A 4475-nucleotide genomic window follows, 5' to 3' on the forward strand; every position below is an offset into this window, starting at 1 on the left:
ATATAGGCTGCGATGAACCAGAAATCCTCCGTTACGAAAACCTCAAATCTGTCCCACAAGCGCTGACGTTAGACAAGTTTCGATGAACCAGAAATCCTCCGTTGCTCAAACCTCTAAATCTACCCGGTAGGCGCTCACGTCAGACAATCTCAAAACGCCGCTGGCAGCCATTGCTGCCCTGCCTTTCAAACACCGTTTGGACCGCAGCAAAGACAACATTCGTGTTGCCACTGTAATGCGCCATGATTGATTTCAGAGCAGGGAAGCCCGCCGAATGACAACTCGGGCACCACGCCTGAAAGGCGAAAAGGACCCGTACCTTGCCCGAGTGCTTATTGAACCGAAACGGAGTACGGCAGTTACGCCGTCGCCGTCAATCCAATCCATGACAGTCAATTCTGGGGCGTCATGCCCAAGGATACCAAACTGCATTACTTTTCCTCTTGATTTCTTGTTTAGTTCAAAGCAACGGCTCAATCAGCACCCGCCATTCTTCCAGGGTCGGGTCTTCGGAAAGTCTGCCGATTAAGTCAGATCCGTTGAGGAAAAAGGTTGGCGTCGCCCAGACACCTTTGGTTGAGGCAAATCTGATAGGAGTCCGAGCCTCAGTATACACCTCATTCGTTTCGATCAGATCCAGCATCTGGGACTTATCAAAACCCGAGTAATCATGCGCAAAATCTGCGATCTGGTTCAACAAGTCCTGATGTGTCTTCTCCCGGAATGGGCCGTTATAGTATTGGTCCTGCCTTTCATAAAGATAGCTCGCAAAACCAAAGAACGTTTCGTCATCCTCCCCTGACAGAGCGAACAATCCTTTGCTGATGTCCCAGGCCTGGCGGTGGTTGCTGAGTGTTATCAGATGCACCGCGACTCCGATCTGACCATTGGTGTAGTGTTCCTTGAGAGCCATCACAGACGGCCAGGCCCGCTTCGAATGAGGGCACTGAATATCAACAAAGGCTTCGATCTGGACATGTGCTTGCCGCGAACCAAAGTGGTAGCCACTGGGTTTGCGGGGGATGGGAATTGGCATGTTGTGACCTCATGATTGTCTATGTTTTCGTTGTTGGCACTCGGTACTGAAAAGCTCGCAGAAACTGGGCATTCGACGATTAATACGGGCCATCGTCTTGGAGAGTGGACCCGAAAAGTCTATTGGAGCTTGATCACAGCCATCTTGTCTTGGGTCATGTCGTGCATGGTGTAGCCAATGCCTCCGGTGTTGTAGCCGGATTGCCTTCGCCCGGCGAAGGGCATCCAATCAACCCGAAAAGCTGTGTGATCATTCACCATAACTGCGGTGGCATTGAGATCTCTCACAGCGCGCATTGCCACGTCAAGTTCACGGGTGAACACGGCGGCCTGGAAAGCAAATGAGATGTCATTGGCGCGCAGAATGGCTTCATCCAGATCATCGCAAGAGTAGACACAGACTACCGGGCCAAAGACCTCCATTCTTGAAACCCGAACGTCGCTTGGTGGGTCCAAAAGCACCGTGGGTTGAAATGTTGTGGGACCAAGTCGTTTTCCGCCGCTCAGTACCTGTGCTCCTTCAGAAACCGCCTCATTGACCCATTCTTCCACCCGGTCAACTTCTCCAGGCCGAATAAGTGGCCCGCAATCTACAGACGGATCGATGGCATTTCCGACCTTGAGTTGGCTGGCGGCTTGCGCCAATCTCTCCGAGATTGACCGTGCGATTTTCTTGGGCGCAAATACGCGCTGAACAGAGACGCATACCTGGCCAGAGTGGTAGAAACCGCCTTTGACTAACAACGGGATCATTGCGTCTACGTCAGCGGTGTCATCGACAATGACGGGTGCTGCCCCGCCATGCTCAAGGGCGCACCTTGTACCAGGCGCAAGTTTGGATCGCAGCATCCAGCCAACGCGAGCTGAACCAATGAACGAGAAAAATGCGACCCTTGGGTCCGTGACCATTTTTTCCGCGACATCGATTTCGCAAGGTGCAAATCGACACCATTCCTCCGGCAGTCCAGCTTCGTGCAGGATCTCCACAAAGGTTCGGCATGATAGGGGTGTTTCGAGGGCGGGTTTGACTAGAACAGGGCATCCAACTGCGACTGCCGGGCCAACCTGGTGGACGATAAGGTTGAGGGGGTGATTGAATGCACTTGTGGCGACCACCACGCCGATAGGTTCCCGCTGAGTAAAGGCAATCCTGCCTGAGCCGGCCTCGGTCAAGTCCATCGGGATCTGCTGTCCGCCCATCTGACCAATTTCGTGGATACAGAGTTCCACGCCGCCGATGGCCCGCTCCACCTCAATGCGCGCATCCACGAGTGGTTTGCCTCCCTCTCGTGCGATCAAAAGAGCGAGTTCATCAAACCGATTCCTCATCAGGGCAGCGGTTTTATGAAGAACGGCGGTTCGTTTGAAAGCTGGTAACCAACTGTTGCGTTCTTTGAACAGTCCTGTGGCTACATCCAGCATGCCATCCACATCTGCCCATGTGCATGTCTTAATCTGTCCAACCTTTTCAAAGTCAAAGGGGTTCAGGACATCCAGCGCGCCACTCATATCAGACATGTCCGTGCAGAGAGTTCATCGATCAGAACCCTTTGGTTTTCGCTATAGTCGACAGGTACGTCGATGAGGTGAACACCGCCTGCCGAGAAAGCCTTGTCAAAGGTTGGCAACAAGTCTTCGGTCTTTTCGATACGATGGCCAATCGCGCCATAGCTTGCGGCATATTGCACAAAGTCCGGGTTGTTGAACTCAAGCCCCCAATCGGAAAACCCGGCCTGCGACTGCTTCCAGCGGATCATCCCGTAAGAGCTGTCATTCAGGACAGTAACCACAAGGTTCAGGTTGAGCCTCACTGCGGTCTCAAGTTCCTGACTGTTCATCATGAACCCACCATCACCGCAAATCGCCATCACCCGACGATCAGGGTAGAGCTTTGCTACCATCATTGCAGATGGCAGGCCGGCCCCCATCGTCGCCAGCGCATTGTCCAACAAAACCGTATTGGGCTGATAGGCTTTATAGTTTCTCGCGTACCAGATTTTGTAGATACCATTGTCCAAGGCAATGATGTCGCAATCGCGCATTGCCTTGCGCGTGTCTGCGACAAGGCGTTGCGGAATGATTGGGAATCTGGGGTCGTCTGCGCCTTCTTGTATGTGGTTGTCGGTGTCTTTCTTAACGTCGTCAAAATACGTGCTCGCACATTCAACGGGTTCAGAAAGAAGCGACCCAAGTCCGGTGATTGATCGGGCAATGTCACCGACGACTTCAACCTGCGGGAAATAGACCTGATCGACCTGCGCGGACTTGTAGTTGATATGAATGACCTTTGTGCCGCCCTCTTTCATGAAGAATGGCGGTTTCTCCACAACATCGTGACCGACATTAATGATAAGGTCCGCTTTGTCGATGGCGCAATGGAGGTAATCTCCGTCTGAAAGCGCGGCTGTCCCCAAGAACAGGTCAGAGCGTTCATCCACTACTCCCTTGCCCATCTGGGTATTGAAGAACGGAATGCGAAGCTTCTGCACAAACGCACTGAGCGCCTCCCTCGATGTCTTCCGGTTGGCGCCTGCACCTAACAAAAGAAGCGGCATTTTGGCAGATTTGATCATGCTAGCCGCCTCGGTCAGGACCTGTTTGCCCGCGACCGCATAGTGCCGCTCGGTTGGAGTCAGCACCGCTTCATCCGTCATCTCGGCAGCAATGTCTTCCGGAAATTCGAGGAGTACTGCGCCCGGCCGCTCTTCTTCAGCCAAGCGAAAAGCTTCTCTGACAAGTGCGGGAATTGTGTTGCCGTGAACGATCTGCTTCGACATTTTGCAGATCGGATCAAACAGCCCGACAACGTCAATGATCTGGAATTGCCCTTGCTTGGACTTCTTGATCGGTTTTTGTCCGGTGATCATGACCAAGGGCATGCCACCCAGATGGGCGTAGGCGGCGGGTGTTGCAAAGTTGGTTGCTCCTGGGCCCAGGGTAGCCATGCATACACCTGCTTTGCCTGTCAGCCTTCCATATGTCGCGGCCATAAAGGCCGCGCCCTGCTCATGTCGGGTCAGCACGAGCTCGATGTTCGATTTCCTTAGAGACTCAAGAACGTCGAGGTTTTCTTCTCCGGGAACAGCGAATACCTGTTCAACACCCTCTGCTTCAAGTGCCGCCACCAACAGATTTGATGCCTTGGATTTAAGGTTGGTTTGCGTAGAGGTCGTCATATTGTTATCCACATTCTCATCGAAGGGTAAGATTGTCGCCAACACAGTTCTCAGCGGCAGGCTTTACGCAAAAAACTGCGAAATTCGAGTCCGTGTCAAGCTGGTTTCCCGTGGCGATTTTCAACTGCTGCGCCGGCAGCGTGCGCCAAGAACACTGGCAATGGCTGCAGCGTATGCTGCTTCCGAGTGTCCGTCGTCAGATAATTTGGGACAGCGGAGCGGTTTTATGACTGGAGGCTCTGGCTCATCCTTGATTAAGTTTAT

The 4475-nt window shown here is 53.0% G+C and carries 4 protein-coding genes; 1 reads left to right on the forward strand and 3 read right to left on the reverse strand.

Annotation, left to right across the window (positions count from 1 at the left end):
- Positions 1-460: 460 nt before the first annotated feature.
- From AC2FPW_RS16905 to AC2FPW_RS16915, 3 genes are all read right to left on the reverse strand, one after another.
- Positions 461-1036 carry a DsbA family protein gene (locus tag AC2FPW_RS16905; RefSeq protein ID WP_496814659.1) on the reverse strand — a complete coding sequence of 192 codons (576 nt, stop codon included), beginning with the start codon at positions 1034-1036 and terminating at the stop codon, positions 461-463.
- Positions 1037-1155: 119 nt separating this feature from the next.
- On the reverse strand, positions 1156-2553 hold the full coding sequence (locus AC2FPW_RS16910) for an aldehyde dehydrogenase family protein (RefSeq protein ID WP_496814661.1): 1398 nt from the start codon (positions 2551-2553) through the stop codon (positions 1156-1158).
- A complete protein-coding gene (locus AC2FPW_RS16915) occupies positions 2541-4211 on the reverse strand; it encodes an acetolactate synthase large subunit (RefSeq protein WP_496814663.1) in 1671 nt (556 codons plus the stop codon). Before AC2FPW_RS16915 ends, AC2FPW_RS16910 begins: the two co-directional genes overlap by 13 nt.
- Before the next feature lies 1 nt (position 4212).
- On the opposite strand from AC2FPW_RS16915, the gene AC2FPW_RS16920 reads away from it, so the two are divergent.
- Positions 4213-4475: hypothetical protein (locus AC2FPW_RS16920; RefSeq protein WP_496814665.1), on the forward strand; the 263-nt coding region annotated here is incomplete at its 3' end.

The sequence above is a fragment of the Ruegeria sp. SATB027 genome, assembly GCF_059613825.1.